The 17,967-nt window shown below is 43.7% G+C and carries 15 protein-coding genes; 8 read left to right on the forward strand and 7 right to left on the reverse strand.

Features of this window, described 5'->3' with window-relative positions; genetic code table 11:
* Position 1: 1 nt before the first annotated feature.
* From N39L_RS16245 to N39L_RS16255, 3 genes are all read right to left on the reverse strand, one after another.
* A complete protein-coding gene (locus N39L_RS16245) occupies positions 2-1,180 on the reverse strand; it encodes an LptF/LptG family permease (protein WP_006617381.1) in 1,179 nt (392 codons plus the stop codon).
* Positions 1,177-1,905: an LPS export ABC transporter ATP-binding protein gene (lptB, locus tag N39L_RS16250; RefSeq protein ID WP_006617382.1), complete on the reverse strand. Its 729-nt coding sequence runs from the start codon at positions 1,903-1,905 to the stop codon at positions 1,177-1,179. Before lptB ends, N39L_RS16245 begins: the two co-directional genes overlap by 4 nt.
* A gap of 139 nt (positions 1,906-2,044) precedes the next feature.
* A complete protein-coding gene (locus N39L_RS16255) occupies positions 2,045-2,608 on the reverse strand; it encodes an LptA/OstA family protein (RefSeq protein ID WP_035737063.1) in 564 nt (187 codons plus the stop codon).
* Positions 2,609-2,837: 229 nt separating this feature from the next.
* Between N39L_RS16255 and glpK the strand changes: the two genes are divergently transcribed.
* A complete protein-coding gene (glpK, locus tag N39L_RS16260; RefSeq protein WP_006617384.1) occupies positions 2,838-4,355 on the forward strand; it encodes a glycerol kinase GlpK in 1,518 nt (505 codons plus the stop codon).
* 85 nt (positions 4,356-4,440) lie between these two features.
* Here glpK and N39L_RS16265 read toward each other — a convergent pair whose 3' ends face one another.
* The gene (locus N39L_RS16265; protein WP_006617385.1) at positions 4,441-5,208 is read right to left on the reverse strand and encodes a LemA family protein; all 768 of its coding nucleotides are present in this window, start codon (positions 5,206-5,208) and stop codon (positions 4,441-4,443) included.
* A 104-nt stretch (positions 5,209-5,312) separates the two neighbouring features.
* Here N39L_RS16265 and N39L_RS16270 point away from each other — a divergent pair, with 104 nt between their 5' ends.
* Entirely contained in the window at positions 5,313-6,992 is a 1,680-nt protein-coding gene (locus tag N39L_RS16270; protein WP_014275733.1) for a TPM domain-containing protein, read from the forward strand.
* A 15-nt stretch (positions 6,993-7,007) separates the two neighbouring features.
* Here the strand turns inward: N39L_RS16270 and N39L_RS16275 are convergent, their stop codons facing one another.
* Positions 7,008-8,405 (reverse strand): TldD/PmbA family protein, encoded by a 1,398-nt coding sequence (locus N39L_RS16275; RefSeq protein ID WP_006615992.1) that lies wholly within the window; start codon positions 8,403-8,405, stop codon positions 7,008-7,010.
* Positions 8,406-8,519: 114 nt separating this feature from the next.
* On the opposite strand from N39L_RS16275, the gene N39L_RS16280 reads away from it, so the two are divergent.
* The 6 genes from N39L_RS16280 (at position 8,520) to N39L_RS16305 (ending at position 15,552) form a co-directional block, all read left to right on the forward strand.
* On the forward strand, positions 8,520-9,365 hold the full coding sequence (locus N39L_RS16280; RefSeq protein WP_014275734.1) for an Rpn family recombination-promoting nuclease/putative transposase: 846 nt from the start codon (positions 8,520-8,522) through the stop codon (positions 9,363-9,365).
* Between the two features lie 381 nt (positions 9,366-9,746).
* Entirely contained in the window at positions 9,747-10,568 is an 822-nt protein-coding gene (locus N39L_RS16285; protein WP_014275735.1) for an Rpn family recombination-promoting nuclease/putative transposase, read from the forward strand.
* Between the two features lie 381 nt (positions 10,569-10,949).
* Positions 10,950-11,843, forward strand: a complete 894-nt coding sequence (locus N39L_RS16290; RefSeq protein ID WP_202070387.1) for an Rpn family recombination-promoting nuclease/putative transposase — start codon at positions 10,950-10,952, stop codon at positions 11,841-11,843.
* A gap of 381 nt (positions 11,844-12,224) precedes the next feature.
* Positions 12,225-13,106, forward strand: a complete 882-nt coding sequence (locus N39L_RS16295) for an Rpn family recombination-promoting nuclease/putative transposase (RefSeq protein ID WP_014275736.1) — start codon at positions 12,225-12,227, stop codon at positions 13,104-13,106.
* Positions 13,107-13,579: 473 nt separating this feature from the next.
* Complete coding sequence (locus tag N39L_RS16300) at positions 13,580-15,175, forward strand: histidine kinase dimerization/phospho-acceptor domain-containing protein (RefSeq protein WP_006618322.1); 1,596 nt, start codon at positions 13,580-13,582, stop codon at positions 15,173-15,175.
* On the forward strand, positions 15,172-15,552 hold the full coding sequence (locus N39L_RS16305; RefSeq protein ID WP_006618323.1) for a DUF4189 domain-containing protein: 381 nt from the start codon (positions 15,172-15,174) through the stop codon (positions 15,550-15,552). The genes N39L_RS16300 and N39L_RS16305 overlap by 4 nt, the downstream gene beginning before the upstream one ends.
* Here the strand turns inward: N39L_RS16305 and N39L_RS16310 are convergent, their stop codons facing one another.
* Complete coding sequence (locus N39L_RS16310; protein WP_006618324.1) at positions 15,553-16,353, reverse strand: OmpA family protein; 801 nt, start codon at positions 16,351-16,353, stop codon at positions 15,553-15,555.
* 50 nt (positions 16,354-16,403) lie between these two features.
* Complete coding sequence (locus tag N39L_RS16315) at positions 16,404-17,840, reverse strand: hypothetical protein (protein WP_014275737.1); 1,437 nt, start codon at positions 17,838-17,840, stop codon at positions 16,404-16,406.
* Between the last annotated feature and the right edge of the window lie 127 nt (positions 17,841-17,967).

A 17,967-nucleotide genomic window follows, 5' to 3' on the forward strand; every position in this document is an offset into this window, starting at 1 on the left:
ATTATTCGGCACTGCGGTACAACAAAAAGCCAGATACTCCTAAACCCAACATTGTTGGTAGCCAAGCTGCCATAAATGGGCTAATAATTCCTTTTTGGCCTATTGCACCAGTAATAAAAGATAGTAAATAATAGGCAAATATAATCATAACGCTGATCCCGAAACTGGTGGCGCGGTTGGTGCGTCCTGGACGAGAACCGAGGGAAGACCCCAGCAGTCCAAACACTACACAGACAAAGGGAAGGGCGTATTTTTGTTGAATGCGTACTTTGGTTTTCAGGATTTTTGCCTGATCGCCACTGAGTTTCATCAATTCTAGGTATTCTTTGGTTTGGGCGATATTCATTTCCCCATAGTCGCGGTCTTGGCTGGCTAGGTCTAGGGGAACACGGGAAAGGTGTAATTGTTTATGGTCGAACCGGGCAATATTACGATAAGAACCATCTGGGTCTACAATATAAACGGTGCCGTTATAGAAATCCCAGGTGCTTTCTTGGGGGTTCCAAATGGCGGTTCTTGATGAAATAATTTGGGTGATTCCGGCGCGGGAACGATCTAAAATTGTGACTCCTGACATTTTGCCATCGGCAAATTCTTCGGCATAAAAAAGCCGCCTTAAAACATTAACGCGGCGGTTAGTACCCTCGACGCTAACTCGTTCATACTCGGGGAAAAATATGTTAGTTGAACTGATATTGAGTGCGTCTTCATTCAAGGCTTTTTGTAGGGTCATTGTCGCCTGAAAGTTGGCTGCTGGCACGATAATTTCATTAAAGGCGAAGGTCATTCCGGTGACAACAAAACTAAAAATAATTGCGGGAATTACTAGGCGATAAAGACTGATTCCACAACTACGAATGGCAATTAATTCACTATCGCTAGACAGTCGCCCATATACCATCAATGTGGTTAAAATCATTGACATGGGAAAAGCCAAGACCATAAAATCGGGCATTTTTAACAGGAATACCTGAAAAGCCACACTGACTGGTAGTCCTGATTCGGCGACGCGGCGGACTAATTCAAAGACAGTCCCAACAGTGACAGCAACTGAGGTAAATAATCCTACTCCAAAGATAAAGGGAGGTATTAATTCTTGGATTATGTACCGATCTAACACCGATAGGCTGGGTAGTAGCCATGGACTTGAAGATGTAGATTTGCTAATGGTTAATTTCATAATTGGAAACTATCGCCAAGATAATACTGTCGCACTAGGGGATTGTTGTAAAGTTCTTCTGCTACCCCTGATGCGAAAATCTGTCCGTCTCTCATGATATAAGCGCGATCGGTAATGGCGAGGGTTTCGCGAACATTATGATCGGTAATTAAAATGCCCATATTACGATCGCGTAAATTGGCAACAATAGCTTGCATCTCTGATACGGCGATCGGATCAACGCCCGCAAAGGGTTCGTCCAATAGCAAAAAGTGGGGCGGTAATGGCCCTGATGCTAGGGCGCGGGCTAATTCTGTCCTGCGTCTTTCACCCCCGGAAACTTGCACGCCTAAGTTGTTGGCGACTTTTTCTAACCGAAAATCCTGCAACAGACTATTAAGCCTATGTTCCCATAGACGGCGAGGGACACGGGTTTGTTGGAGAATTAACAGAATATTGTCACGGACACTTAGATGTCGGAAAATACTGGCCTCTTGGGCTAAATAGCCGATACCTAGTCTGGCCCGTTTGTGTATCGGTAGGTGGGTAATATTGCGATCGTCAAGATAAATGCGCCCCTGGGTCGGCTTTTCTAATCCAGTGGCTATATAAAAGGTGGTGGTTTTTCCGGCACCATTGGGACCGAGTAAACCGACAATTTCTCCCTGGGAGATAGATAGATTCACGCGACTAACAATAGTGCGCTTTCCATAGGACTTATGGATGTTTTCCAGCACGATTTTCATTGCTGTTTGACAAAATTTGAGTATAGCGCCACAGGCTGTTAACGGTGATATAGATAGTTATAGCAGGCAACGGGGAACAGGGATTACACAGGTGACAATACAACAGAAATATATTCCTGATTACCCATCAAGTTGAATTCTATGGGGAACCTAAAGGGGTTTGAAAGGGGGGGGCGGGGTTAAATGGTTGAGCGGCAGCGTTGTTTTGGTTGTCGGGAAGCAAATAAATTGACTCGACCTGTCCGCCTTGGCGGGGAGTGGCGATAAATCGCCCTTCATCAATTAGATAGGTGACGGTTTCTCCTCGGATAGTGTTACCATTTTGTAAAACTAAAACATTCCCGCTCAGGATGATGCGACGTTCCTGGCTGAAATATTGGGCTTGGGCGGCGGTGGCTTGAATTTGACGGGCGGGGTAGTCTATTTGTACGTTTCCCCTAGCGGTGACAATTCCGGTGTTAGCATCGGCTTCCTGTATATCGGAACGGACGGTCATGGCTTGACCAGAACCTCTGGGATTTTGGGCGTTCCCTGGATAGGGGCTGAAGATACCCCCGATAGATAAAAATGGAAGGATGGCGATCGCTATGATAACTCCCGCTAGATGGGTAATTTTTCGGCTACCAGAACTACAGCCAGACGCGGACTGTTTCCACAATAGCAGTTGTGGGTGTTTGGGTAATCTATTCATCAGCATGATCATGTGTGAGGACGACGATAGGAGTATTGAACCCTGATAACGGCGGGCGGTTCCATTATGGCACTAACAATAGCTACATTGGAAACTTGGCGAGATTCGGGATCTCAGATCGGCTCAGTTTCTCCAGAGTGTCAAGAATTGGTAAGAACCCAGCGAGGCGATCGCTAATCTTGATATACATGGAAACAGATCTGCATTGATTGGTGCAGTAAGTTTTCTCAAAGAAATGCTCATGACTACACTAAATACTCAATATATTTTAGCCCTGGATTTAGGCACAACAGGCAATCGGGCGATTTTGTTTAATGCTGAAGGTTCCATCGCAGGTCAGGCTTATAAAGAACTTACACAACATTATCCTCAACCGGGTTGGTTGGAACATGACCCGGAACAGATTTGGGAAGATACCTATGAGATGATGCAACGGGTATTTCGGGATACGGGGATTTCTCCTACCCAAGTGCAAGCTATTGGTTTGACGGTGCAGCGCGAAACCTGTATGTTGTGGGATAAGACGACGGGAGAGCCTCTTCATAATGCGATCGTTTGGCAGGATCGCCGCACGGCTGCTAAATGCCGAGAATTAGCCGAGCAAGGAAAGGCTCAGGAAATTCAAGAACGCACAGGATTGGTGGTTGATGCCTATTTTTCGGCAACTAAATTGGCTTGGTTACTTGACTGGGTAAAACGAGAAAAGCCCCAGGTCAATTTGGATAATGTCTTAGCCGGAACTGTTGATACCTGGGCGCTATGGAAACTTACGGGGGGAAAGGTTCACGCTACAGACCACAGCAACGCCAGCCGTACTATGTTAATGAATTTGGATCGGGGTGATTGGGGTCCGCTTTTGCTGGATTTGTTTGGCATTCCTCCCCATATCATGCCGGAAATTAAACCCAGTATCGGCTTTTTTGGTAAAACTGACCCGAATCTATTGGGGGTGGAAATTCCGATTACGGCTATTTTGGGAGACCAGCAGGCTGCTTTATTTGCTCACGGTTGCGACCAGCCGGGGATGTTGAAATGTACCTATGGGACGGGATGTTTTCTGATTTCTCAGACTGGGGAGATTTTGACGCGATCGCATAATCAACTTTTGTCTACTATGGCATGGACTCAACAGCAGGGAGACCGCCCGATTTCGGCAAATTATGCTCTGGAGGGGGCGATGTTCACCACCGGCGCTTGTATTCAATGGCTGCGAGATGGGATTAAATTGATTGATTCGGCGGCGGAAACTGAGGGACTGTGTCGCGAGGTTCATGATACTAATGGGGTTTATTTTGTGCCAGCCCTCAGCGGGTTGGGAGCTCCTCACTGGGATATGAGCGCTAGGGGGGCTTTTATGGGTATTACTGGCGGTGTACAGCGACAGCATTTGGTGCGATCGGTTTTGGAGTCGATCGCTTATCAAGTCGGTGAGGTGGTCGAAGCTATGAATAAGGATTGTCAAACTTCTATTTCTCTGCTGAAGGTTGATGGCGGCGCTTCCCGAAATAATTTTTTGATGCAGTTTCAAGCCGATTTGTTGGGTATTCCTGTCGAACGTCCCGCCATTTTGGATGCTACCGCCCAAGGGGCCGCTTTTGGTGCGGGTTTGGCGATCGGTTTTTGGGATAGTTATCAGGATTTGATTTCTCGCCGCCAAGTCGATCGCATATTTGAACCCGGAGGAGGCTCCGCACAGGCGCGCGATAATTTTATTATGTGGACACGCGCCATCAGTAGGGCTAAAAATTGGGTTGATTAAAAATCCCTTTTCATATCATAAATATCCGATTTTGTCAACCTCCTATAGGATTAATTTTGACTAGATGGCGGTTGACTTTCTGCTTTTATTCAATCTTAGGAACCTGGGTATTTTCAGCCCGAAAAAACGGCTTTTCCTCAAAATTAAAAATATTACCAACTATGGAGTTAGGAAAACGTCGGAGGTATTGATTATATTCTTGGACAGTTTGGTTATATCTTTGTCTTTCAGTAGCTATGCGGTTTTCTGTCCCAGCTAATTCATACATAAGACCGATAAAAGCCGGGGAATAACCCAGTTGGGGCTGGCTGACTACATACTGATTAAATTGCCTAATAGCTAAATTCATTTCATCATTAGCTACTAATTTTTCCGATGCAGAATTGGCTTGTACAAACTGTTCCCTCGATTCAATTAACAGGTTAATAATTTGCTGTTCGTGTTGTGCTTGCGCTTGAGTTACAGCTAATAAATTCGGAATTAAATCAGCCCGCCGCTGGAGTTGGTTTTCTACTTGACTCCAGGATGCTTGGGTTTGCTGATACCTGGCTGAAATTGAATTATAAGTAACAATAGTCCATAATACTGTTACTATGGCGAAAACTGTGCCCCCTAATGTTAACCCAGATTTGAGTTGGGTGGCTTTTTGTTGGGCGATCGCTTCTAGTTGGCGCTGTTGTTGAATTTCGGCGATCGCTTTTTCGATAAATTCTGGCGGAATAGAAACCTCCGCACCTGCTTCCTGAAGTTCGGCGATCGAATAACTATCAATAGCTTCCTGATACAACCGAGAAGCCACTTCTAACACTTCTGGCGCGAGTCGGTCGGGAATATTGCTATCAGCATCATTCATCAATCTTCCTCCCCCAAAAATTAAGTTTTCTTAAAGAATTGCTCCTCTGCTGATTGTATGTCCTTATAATATAACATAACTTGCTGATGAGTTAACCTGGAATTATGAAAATTAACAGTATCCAGCGCTACGGTCGCATTTTAGGAGTATGGTGCTTAGGAATTCTCTGTTTTAGCATCATCGTTATATCACAGCCTTCCGTCAGTTATAGTCTCACTCCCTCAGAAGTTCCTAATCCTCAAGAAGTATATGGGGGATGGGTGACAGATATGGCGAATGTTCTCAGCAATGAAACAGAAGACCGATTAAATCAGATGATTTTTGAACTCGAAGAAAAAAACGGGACAGAAATTGCTGTAGTGACAGTTCCTGAAACCGGGTCTTATCCTTCCCCTAAAGCCTTTACCACTGCACTATTTAATCATTGGGGAATTGGTAAACAGGGTCAAGATAACGGTCTTTTATTTTTAACATCTGTAGGCGATCGCCGTGTAGAAATTGAGACCGGATACGGTATTGAGAGAGTTTTACCTGATGCGAGAGTCGGGCGAATTCTTGATAATCATGTAGTGCCTTATTTGAGGAATGATAATTTTAATGATGGCATTTTAGCCGGAACTCAAGCCTTAATTCAAGCCGTAGAATACCAGGTTTTTGATGCCAGCCTTCAACCTCCTATAGATATCCCTAATTTAGTTTGGTTGTTGACAGGTTCAGCCGGGTTATTATCATATGGTTTTTATAATTTAGCCAGCCGTGAAGCCCAAAAACCTATTTTGGTTAAGCCTGGAGACTATCAGCGGATTACAACATTTGACCCCTGTGAAACTGGCGCTTATACTTATGTCCGCTTAGGTATATTTTGTGTATTATTTGCCTTAACTGCTATCCCCGTATTATGGATGTTGTATCTAACCCCACAATTAGCTCCATTTTCAGTGGTGGCTCTGATAGCTATATTGTTTATAATCCTGGTGGATAAAGCGTATAAAAAAGCGTATAAAACTATCTTAGTATCAATGACCAAAATTAATCAGCCCACCAAAATTAATCAGCCCACCAAAATTAATCAGCTCATCATTATGGTATTCTGTGTAGGTATTTTGTCCATAGGTTTCTTTTTTTGGTTAATAGGGTGGTTATTTTTTTGGTTAATAGGGTGGTTAATATACTATCAAGAATCAGGGATTGGCATAATTAAATCGGGAATAATTATAACATCTCTAATTAGTTTGATTGGCTGTTTTACCATCAGTTCTCAACTCATTGAATGGCGTTTTAAGAAAAACAAAAATCAGCGTTCATTCCGTCCTGTTTATAATACTGATTCACAAGTTTTCCTAGACCCCTTAGAACCCGCAGAACTCCAACCCCTATTAACAGACCATGAACAGGTAGCCGCCAAACTCGGAAATGTTAGTTTTGAGGCGTGGTGGAGTCCTGAAGTAGGCGCACTGAGTCGCGATACTATCTATCTAAAAGCCTACGTTAACAAGCCCAGCCATTCAGAATGTCCTGTTGGTAAAGAATTAACCGTAACCAGCACATCACAAACCGTCGTCTCACCCACTCAATATAGTACAGGACTCCTACGGACTACCTATCAATGTAAATGTTGCAACTACAATAAAAAAACCGACCACACAATTCCCAGCTTATCATCATCCTCCAGTAGTGGTGGAAGTAGCGGTAGTAGTGGTGGGAGTTTTGGTGGGGGTAGTAGTAGTGGTGGGAGTTTTGGTGGGGGTAGTAGTGGTGGGGGTGGGGGTGGTAGTGGCTTTTAGAGGCTTTTAATTAATTTATGATGCTTCTCCTCCCACAACCACATTACGGATACGCAAACTAGGGCCACCACAGCCTACAGGTAGCCCATTTTGACCTCCTTTTCCGCAACCTCCTGACTCATCCCAATAGAAATCATCACCAATTCCCTCAATATCCGCTAAAGTCGTAAACACATTACCAGATAGGGTAACATCCCGGACAGGTTCGGCTAATTTACCATTCCGAATCATACAGGCTTCCCCAGCACTAAAAGTAAACATTTCGCCGTTAGTCATTCCCCCTAACCAATTCCGTGCATAAACCCCCAATTTAATCTCACTAAACAAATCCTCGACGGGAGTATTTCCCTGTTCAATCCAAGTGTTAGTCATCCGTACTAAAGGGGGATAATGGTAATTTAAACAGCGAGCATTTCCTGTGGGATTTTCCCCTAATTTACCAGCAGTTTCGCGGGAGTGTAGCCGTCCGACTAATCGCCCATCTTTGATTAATTGAGTCTTAGTAGCGGGGGCTCCTTCATCATCATAAAAATAACTACCGCGATGTCCGGATGGAGATGCACCATCAAAAATTTGGAGGTTTTGCGGACCAAATTCTCGCCCTAAAGTCATGACTTCCAACAGGTCAGGATTTTCATAAGCCATATCTGCTTCGGAAAGATGCCCAAAGGCTTCATGAACGAATAAACCGGACAGAATTGGGTCAATAACTACGGTGTAAATATTTCCCCGGACGGGAGGTAAATTAAGAGAATTAACAGCACGTTTGGCGGCGCTGCGAACCTGATTATCAAGTTGGGTGAGGTCTTCATAGGCTGTTCTGGAACCGGTGGTTTCTCGTCCGGTTTGGACGGTTTCCCCGTGGCGGGCTGTGGCGGCAAAACGCATCTCCATATCTACCCAACCTTGTTCTAGTAAAGTCCCCTCAGACGTAGCGAGGAGCATCCGTTGAGTGCTATCATTATAGCTAACAGAAATGGTGGTAATTTTGTCATCAACACTGCGGAGAATTTCTCCATAGCGATCGCACAGTGTCTTTTTTTCGGATAGGGGAATTTGACGAGGATCGGAACCAGTCAGCGGTAAAATATAGCTATCTTGGATAATCGGAATGGGCGCGAGTATAGTTTCTTCAGTACCAATTAATCGCGCGGCTATAATTGATTCTTGAATCCGGTCTTCTAGCTTAGATAAATCATTAAAACTAGCAAAACCCCAACCGCCTCGATAACAAGCGCGTACCTGTCCCCCTAAAGACAAACCCTCACTCAAAGTTTCAATGCGATCGCCCCTTAATAAAATATTAGTTTCCTCTGATTCCTCAATTCGGATCGCTAAATAATCCACCCGATGACGATAGCGGGTAATTAAATCCTGGAGTATAGTTTTGACATCCGCAAAGGTAGTGTTCATAATAGATGACAATATTGATGAATCAGTAGGATTTTACTATAGCATTATTAGAGTCATATCAACCCATTTTCCAGGGTTCAATGAATTTCCGATCACCAATCTCATCATAAGCCAGTGAAAACCGATAGCATATTTTACCGCATCTTCCAACAATACCCGCGCAGCTTCTTTGAACTGCTGAACCTTCCTCCCACAGAAGCTGATCAATATCAATTCACCAACCTAGAAGTCAAACAACTCGCCTTTCGCTTAGATGGGTTATTCTTCCCCAGTACCGACAACCCTAACCAACCCTTTTATCTGACGGAAGTACAATTTCAACCGGACGATGACCTGTACTATCGGATTTTTGCGGAACTTTTCCTATATTTGCGACAGTATCAACCCCCTTACCCCTGGAGAGTTGTAGTTATTTACCCTAACCGTAACACAGAGCGCGAAAAGTCTCAACACTTTAGCCAAATTCTCAACTCCGAAGCAGTGACCCGCATTTACCTAGACGAGTTGGAAGGCGAAAACGGCTTAGGGGTAGGTATCATTAAGTTAGTAGTCGCATCGGAGTCTGTAGCTATAGCATCAGCCCAACAACTGATTGAACAAGCTCAACAAATACTCCCACCAGCCCCCCTGAGACGCGATATCATTGATTTAATCGAAACTATTGTAGTCTATAAACTACCCCAAGCTAGTCGCGAGGAGATTGCTAGAATGTTAGGATTAACTGATTTAAAACAAACTCGTTTCTATCAAGAAGCCTTTACGGAAGGTCTCCAGGAAGGTCGCCTAGAAGGTCGCCAGGAAGGTCGCCAGGAAGGTCGCCAGGAAGGTCGCGAAGAAATCACGCGAAACATTGTCCTACGTTTGAATAACCTGGGTTATGCTTCGGAAGCGATCGCCGAAATCTTAGGCTTACCTGTTGATGAAGTTCTGCCGATTTTAGAAGATTCTAATGATGGATAAATTGGCAAAATTGCCGTTAATTAACCAGGTTTTGATGTGCAAATAGGGAACTTTAGACTATCAAATAAATCTCTCTAAAACCTGTTGGTTAGGTAGAACCGGGTAAGACTTGGCAAGCGATCGCCGCCATCTTACCCTTAGTTATGATTGCATCGTAAGCAGCAAAACATCACCCTAAAGTAAGGAGGTATCCTTGATTTATTGTAGTCTATAAACTACCCCAAGCTAGTCGCGAGGAGATTGCTAGAATGTTCGGATTAACTGATTTAAAACAAACTCGTTTCTATCAATCAGTAGGTGCTACTATAGCATTATTAGAGTCATATCAACCCATTTTCCAGGGTTCAATGAATTTCCGATCACCAATCTCATCATAAGCCAGTGAAAACCGATAGCATATTTTACCGCATCTTCCAACAATACCCGCGCAGCTTCTTTGAACTGCTGAACCTTCCTCCCACAGAAGCTGATCAATATCAATTCACCAACCTAGAAGTCAAACAACTCGCCTTTCGCTTAGATGGGTTATTCTTCCCCAGTACCGACAACCCTAACCAACCCTTTTATCTGACGGAAGTACAATTTCAACCGGACGATGACCTGTACTATCGGATTTTTGCGGAACTTTTCCTATATTTGCGACAGTATCAACCCCCTTACCCCTGGAGAGTTGTAGTTATTTACCCTAACCGTAACACAGAGCGCGAAAAGTCTCAACACTTTAGCCAAATTCTCAACTCCGAAGCAGTGACCCGCATTTACCTAGACGAGTTGGAAGGCGAAAACGGCTTAGGGGTAGGTATCATTAAGTTAGTAGTCGCATCGGAGTCTGTAGCTATAGCATCAGCCCAACAACTGATTGAACAAGCTCAACAAATACTCCCACCAGCCCCCCTGAGACGCGATATCATTGATTTAATCGAAACTATTGTAGTCTATAAACTACCCCAAGCTAGTCGCGAGGAGATTGCTAGAATGTTAGGATTAACTGATTTAAAACAAACTCGTTTCTATCAAGAAGCCTTTACGGAAGGTCTCCAGGAAGGTCTCCAGGAAGGTCGCCAGGAAGGTCGCGAAGAAATCACGCGAAACATTGTCCTACGTTTGAATAACCTGGGTTATGCTTCGGAAGCGATCGCCGAAATCTTAGGCTTACCTGTTGATGAAGTTCTGCCGATTTTAGAAGATTCTAATGATGGATAAATTGGCAAAATTGCCGTTAATTAACCAGGTTTTGATGTGCAAATAGGGAACTTTAGACTATCAAATAAATCTCTCTAAAACCTGTTGGTTAGGTAGAACCGGGTAAGACTTGGCAAGCGATCGCCGCCATCTTACCCTTAGTTATGATTGCATCGTAAGCAGCAAAACATCACCCTAAAGTAAGGAGGTATCCTTGATTTATTGTAGTCTATAAACCACCCCAAGCTAGTCGCGAGGAGATTGCTAGAATGTTCGGATTAACTGATTTAAAACAAACTCGTTTCTATCAATCAGTAGGTGCTACTATAGCATTATTAGAGTCATATCAACCCATTTTCCAGGGTTCAATGAATTTCCGATCACCAATCTCATCATAAGCCAGTGAAAACCGATAGCATATTTTACCGCATCTTCCAACAATACCCGCGCAGCTTCTTTGAACTGCTGAACCTTCCTCCCACAGAAGCTGATCAATATCAATTCACCAACCTAGAAGTCAAACAACTCGCCTTTCGCTTAGATGGGTTATTCTTCCCCAGTACCGACAACCCTAACCAACCCTTTTATCTGACGGAAGTACAATTTCAACCGGACGATGACCTGTACTATCGGATTTTTGCGGAACTTTTCCTATATTTGCGACAGTATCAACCCCCTTACCCCTGGAGAGTTGTAGTTATTTACCCTAACCGTAACACAGAGCGCGAAAAGTCTCAACACTTTAGCCAAATTCTCAACTCGGAAGCAGTGACCCGCATTTACCTAGACGAGTTGGAAGGCGAAAACGGCTTAGGGGTAGGTATCATTAAGTTAGTAGTCGCATCGGAGTCTGTAGCTATAGCATCAGCCCAACAACTGATTGAACAAGCTCAACAAATACTCCCACCAGCCCCCCTGAGACGCGATATCATTGATTTAATCGAAACTATTGTAGTCTATAAACTACCCCAAGCTAGTCGCGAGGAGATTGCTAGAATGTTAGGATTAACTGATTTAAAACAAACTCGTTTCTATCAAGAAGCCTTTACGGAAGGTCGCCAGGAAGGTCGCCAGGAAGGTCGCCAGGAAGGTCGCCTAGAAGGTCGCCAGGAAGGTCGCCTAGAAGGTCGCCTAGAAGGTCGCCTAGAAGGTCGCCAGGAAGGTCGCGAAGAAATCACGCGAAACATTGTCCTACGTTTGAATAACCTGGGTTATGCTTCGGAAGCGATCGCCGAAATCTTGGGCTTACCTGTTGATGAAATTCTGCCGATTTTAGAAGATTCTAATGATGGATAAATTGGCAAAATTGCCGTTAATTAACCAGGTTTTGATGTGCAAATAGGGAACTTTAGACTATCAAATAAATCTCTCTAAAACCTGTTGGTTAGGTAGAGCTGGGTAAGACTTGGCAAGCGATCGCCGCCATCTTACCCTTAGTTATGATTGCATCGTAAGCAGCAAAACATCACCCTAAAGTAAGGAGGTATCCTTGATTTATTGTAGTCTATAAACTACCCCAAGCTAGTCGCGAGGAGATTGCTAGAATGTTCGGATTAACTGATTTAAAACAAACTCGTTTCTATCAATCAGTAGGTGCTACTATAGCATTATTAGAGTCATATCAACCCATTTTCCAGGGTTCAATGAATTTCCGATCACCAATCTCATCATAAGCCAGTGAAAACCGATAGCATATTTTACCGCATCTTCCAACAATACCCGCGCAGCTTCTTTGAACTGCTGAACCTTCCTCCCACAGAAGCTGATCAATATCAATTCACCAACCTAGAAGTCAAACAACTCGCCTTTCGCTTAGATGGGTTATTCTTCCCCAGTACCGACAACCCTAACCAACCCTTTTATCTGACGGAAGTACAATTTCAACCGGACGATGACCTGTACTATCGGATTTTTGCGGAACTTTTCCTATATTTGCGACAGTATCAACCCCCTTACCCCTGGAGAGTTGTAGTTATTTACCCTAACCGTAACACAGAGCGCGAAAAGTCTCAACACTTTAGCCAAATTCTCAACTCCGAAGCAGTGACCCGCATTTACCTAGACGAGTTGGAAGGCGAAAACGGCTTAGGGGTAGGTATCATTAAGTTAGTAGTCGCATCGGAGTCTGTAGCTATAGCATCAGCCCAACAACTGATTGAACAAGCTCAACAAATACTCCCACCAGCCCCCCTGAGACGCGATATCATTGATTTAATCGAAACTATTGTAGTCTATAAACTACCCCAAGCTAGTCGCGAGGAGATTGCTAGAATGTTAGGATTAACTGATTTAAAACAAACTCGTTTCTATCAAGAAGCCTTTACGGAAGGTCTCCAGGAAGGTCTCCAGGAAGGTCGCCAGGAAGGTCGCCTAGAAGGTCGCCAGGAAGGTCGCCTAGAAGGTCGCCAGGAAGGTCGCCAGGAAGGTCGCGAAGAAATCACGCGAAACATTGTCCTACGTTTGAATAACCTGGGTTATGCTTCGGAAGCGATCGCCGAAATCTTAGGCTTACCTGTTGATGAAGTTCTGCCGATTTTAGAAGATTCTAATGATGGATAAATTGGCAAAATTGCCGTTAATTAACCAGGTTTTGATGTGCAAATAGGGAACTTTAGACTATCAAATAAATCTCTCTAAAACCTGTTGGTTAGGTAGAACCGGGTAAGACTTGGCAAGCGATCGCCTAAATCTTACCCTTAGCTGTGGCTGAAATTCAATAGACTTTTAAATTGAATCATACTGAGAATTACTAATATCCGTCGTGGTGGGTAAATTTTAGTCAAAATTGATAGAAGTGTAATTGTTGGTAGAGTGAATCAGTGTAGTGGTAGGTTCTGGCTGAGGGGAATAGGAGAACGAACGGTTTCTACCGCCTGACAGGTTCGGTTCTACGAATCTACTGGAGCATAATAGCAGATATGCTGAAAATAGGATAAGTTAACCCATATAACCTATATTCAGTATTTCATTTTCAAGAGTCAGGGTAATTATATGAATGGCGCTAATCAATCGGAAACGATGGAGAGAAAGCTATGAGTGATTTTAGTGTAGCAACTTTAAGCGAAATTTTAGCTAGTGAAGCCCTAATAGGCGATCGCAGCCGTTATTCACACCAGAAAGCCGAAGCCGACTGGTATGGGGCTATTCGTAGCTTAAATCAATTCCTAGAATTGAACCCCCCCAGATATCCGAGAATTTCATCAACCAATGACAATCAACTGATCAGCGATATTCCCCCCCCTTATTCCCATCGTGGTTATGTCATCTCTGGTCCGTCTCCCGTATTAATGAATCCCCGTCTAGCCAGTGATTTCACCACCCTAATTTTGACCTGTGAATCCCAATTCGGGTCTGTAGGATCAGTATGGGGAAAACAACGGGGATTTAGGTTATTACCCGCATCCCACAACGGGGATATTCCCGTTTGTGCAGAAAAAATTAATCAGTTACCCTTTCAGTCAGCTTTTCCCTTATCTGGAGACGATCCACTTATGGGGGAGAGATTTTGTTTAGTCTTGACCGCCGAATTTAGCCTAGTGATGGTGTTGGGGGTTAATCCTGCTAACGATCCGGCGTTTTTGTTTTCCTTTGATCCAGATCTAGTCAAGCGATCGCTGTTGCTGTTGCGCCAACGCATGGTTAAACAGTCCTCAACCGTCCCCAGTCACGATCACCATTATATTACTCAACTAGATGCGATCGCCTCACAATTTCCCCCAGTCGCACCCCATTATCAAACTGTCATGCAGTTTAGCCGTTTGCTGCTGCAAAACTCCGCCCTACCATGCGATCGCCCAACCCAGCCAAAAACTAACCCCTCCGAAACCGTAGTTGTTCCCCAATCATCTGAAAACCTATTAACAGTTGGGTCATCAGTCGGGACAGACTACACTATTAGACAATCCCAGGCAGAATTATTACAGGCGATCGCCCATGAAGTTCGCACCCCCTTAACCACAATTCTGACCTTAACTCGGCTACTGTTGAAGCGTCCGAATTTCGACCCAGACGTAGTCCGTAAGCGCTTAGAGTCCATTGATCGCGAATGTAGCATCCAAATCGATCGCTTTAACCTAATTTTTCGGGCGGTAGAATTGGAAATGTCCCCAAATCCCCCCCAATCGTGCGAAATTCCTACCACTGCTGGAGTTGAGTTAACCACCATGTGTTTAGCAGATGTGTTCCAAAACGGACTACCACGATGGCAAAAACAAGCCAGCGGGCGCAATCATACCCTAGAGGTGATTTTACCCAAACAATTACCCTCTGTAGTTAGTGATCCGACCTTATTAGACCAAATGCTAACCGGGGCGATCGAAAACTTTACCCGCAGTCTACCATCTGGTAGCCATATTAAAGTCGGTGTACGACTCGCCGGACAGTTGTTGAAATTGCAGCTAGAGTCCCATTCTCACAACGACACTCATTCCCCCTTTACAGTTGCGCCTAAGTCTCCCCTAAAATCTATCGGACCTGTATTGATGGTGCAGCCAGAAACCGGTAGTCTAAGTTTAAATATAAATGTCACTAAAAATCTGTTCCAAGCCCTTGGGGGGAAATTAGTTGTCCGACAGCGACCCCAGCAAGGGAAGGTCATGACTATTTTCTTACCTGTACAAGTCCGATGATTAAGTGTTTGAGTCTGACTGGATTAATTCTGATCGCCCTTGAAGGAATCACTACTGGGGCTATTCTTGCCCAAAATCGCGATAATTATGGCGCGATCGCTACTTCAACCACTAACCCCGCTCAATGGGGTTACTCCCACGACTACCCCACACTCGCCCAAGCCCAACGTTACGCCCTAGAATACTGCGGACAGGCTGATTGTCAGATACGGGTATGGTTTAAAAATGGTTGTGGTGCGATCGCCACTAATGGCTCTAATATTGGATCAGCTTGGTCTGTAAATAGGGCTGAAGCTGAGGCGCGTTCAATTGTCGCCTGTGGTCAAGGAGACTGTAAAATTCAGGTCTGGGCTTGTACAACCCATTTTGACCCTTAATTATTGTTCCACAGCTTTGGGAGTGAATCGAATTTCGATCCGGCGGCGACTGGGGTCAGAGGTGCGGTTAATAGCAGCATAATTTCCCGAAGCCTCATATAATTGCGCCGCCGAATACGCTTTAAACGTTAATCCTAATGACTGCAATTCTTCATTTTCCTGTAATCTTTGCACCACTGCTAAAGCCCGCATTAAGCCTAAGTCCGCATTAGAACCAGGAACTAAGCTAGTAACCGCTTGGTTATTGCGTGCAACTTCTTCTAATACTTGGTCTAGGTTGCTGTAACCGCCCCCTGTAATTTGTCCATCAGTATGACCGATTACTTCTACCACATATCCCTCGTAATCTTTCGCAAAATCCTTAATTTGTGCTACTAATTGATTATCGATAAACTCAGTTAATTCTAACGAAATAGCCGCACTACCAGAGTCAAATGTTCGTGATGATGAATCTCGCAATACAATCACTGGTGGAGATTTTAGGCGTTCCACTTCTCCCTGTAATTGCATAATGCGATCGCCTCTATTTCTCAGTTCAGTTTGTAGCCTAGCCACCTCTCCTTGCAGTCCCGTTACCTGAGTAGTTTGCTGTTGTAGTCTACTTTGTAATTCCGACATTTGTATTTGTAATTCTTCCGAACGGGAAGCCGTCGCATCAGAAACCGTTTGAATAAATATCGATTTGATAATTGCTAACAACAGAAATAGGCTCAAAATCATAAACGAATTAGCCATTAAATCCGTAAAAGACGGCCACAAGTTAAACTCTTCTGATGTTTGATGAGAACGGGAATAACGCATATTTTTCACCTCTTAAATCTTATTATTTACCGATTAAAAAAAACTTGACATTATTGCCTTTCTATGGTATGCCTGAGTCGATAAAGTTCATTTTTAGTGTCCTGTAGATGACCCACACATTCCTGTAACCCAGAAATCACTGGTTGTAACTCCATTGCATTAATCGAATTCCCTTGATAATTAGCAGCCACTCCGCCACTGATTGCTGTATTGACTCCCTGGGTGTAGGTTTGCATAGCCACCACCAACTTCGATAATTCCCCCTGAATTTCCTCCAAATTATCAGTTTTATTCACCATGCGCCGTTGTAGGCTATCCAGATTATTCACAGCCAATTGAAACCCTTGGGAAGCAGTTTGCACCTGTTCAATAATATGATTAAACGATTGTTGATTATGATTATGGGTTTCTAATAAATTTAATGCCGTTTGATTAGTTTGTTGGATTTGTTCACTAAATTTAATCAGCCGTTTGCTATAGTTTTGGAGTTCAATAACCGCTAAATCTACCGATTGTACTGAAGTAGACAACCCGGAAGCTGATTGAGCAAAACCCCGTTGCGTATTGGCTAAGTTGATAGTAGCATTAGAAAGTTGTTGGGGGAACTCGCTTTGCTCAAAAGCACGGGCTACTTCCAAAAAGCGATCGCCCGCAATTTGAAAATCCTTAGCACTTTGCGTCACAGTCACCGAAGCATCAATTAATCTACTATAAACCTGTTCAGCCAGTTGATTAGCTTTCAGATTAGTTGCATAAATTTCATCAATTTTTTGTCGAAATGCTGTCTCTATCGAAGTTTGGATACCTTGACCAAAACGGATTAAAAACTGGTCAAATACCTGCACCATCTCTTGAACAATTTTATCCGTTTTCGTTTGACCTTTCAGAGTCGGTTGATAAATATTATCAAGATAGTCCTCTAAAGCACTCATCCAGCGATATTTAGCCAGATTAGTATTAAACATAAAGTTAATCACCACCAGAAAGGCGCTAAATAAAATCGCCGCCAAACTCGTAGTAAAAGCAATTCCCATCCCCTGTAAAGGTGTTTGAATATCCTGGAGTAAACTACTAATATCAGTCACATTGGTGGTGCTGACCGTTTGACTCAGGGAATATAAGTTAATCGTAATCCCAATAAAAGTTCCCAGTAAACCAAAGGACAGCAATAAATTCGGCAGAATGCGCCCCAATTGTTCAATTTGTTCGCAGGAAATCAACAAGACTCGCTGCTGGCTATAAACCTGATCAATAATCGCTGGAGTGTTGACTTGTTCTAATTGTTGGCTGGCTTCAGCTAATCGAGTTTCTAAATAATTGACTATTTTAGGTGGTTTCTTGAGAGGCTGTCCGTGAATGAGTCGAATTACTTGGTTTCCTTGGTCAATCAAATAATAGTGTAGCGCCATTCGTAGGAGGACCGCTATCACCGATGGTACAATGACCAGGACAACAATCAGAATAATCAGGTAACTAGGAATAGCCATAAAATAACCGTTAGATTGCGGGGTGTTAATTCTGCTACAGTTTAGTTTTCCCCAATTCCGGTTGGGGTATTCACCCAAATTGAGGTAAATTCAGCCAAATCTCAGTCAACTTTAACCACCACCATGA

It is taken from the genome of Limnospira platensis NIES-39 (assembly GCF_026000695.1).
GTDB classification, from domain to species: Bacteria; Cyanobacteriota; Cyanobacteriia; order Cyanobacteriales; family Microcoleaceae; genus Limnospira; species Limnospira platensis.